This is a genomic window from Psychrobacter proteolyticus, assembly GCF_038155145.1.
GTDB classification, from domain to species: domain Bacteria; phylum Pseudomonadota; class Gammaproteobacteria; order Pseudomonadales; family Moraxellaceae; genus Psychrobacter; species Psychrobacter proteolyticus_B.
In genome coordinates this window covers 1-208 of the sequence record NZ_JBAKAY010000258.1, presented here as the reverse complement: position 1 = coordinate 208, position 208 = coordinate 1, and the positions used below count along the sequence as shown (strand labels likewise).

The following is a 208-nucleotide window of genomic DNA, read 5'->3' as shown; positions in this document are numbered from 1 at the left end:
ATCCTGCGCAAAGACGCTCGATTACTATGGAAGTCGCCCTACAAAACAGTACGCTTTCAATGTTTAAGGCACTCACGCTATTGGCCAATTATAAGATGTCGATGACGCCAGCCATATATACACTAATCATGTTCTTGACCGCTGGTATCATGGTCAGAGTATTTACTGCACAGCACAATAAAGCCAAAAGAACTGAGATAGAAAACAG

At 42.3% G+C, this 208-nt stretch carries 1 pseudogene; it reads left to right on the top strand.

The features are described 5' to 3' along the window. A pseudogene (locus V6252_RS13750) lies at positions 1 to 208 on the top strand (bile acid:sodium symporter family protein); the annotation flags it as partial.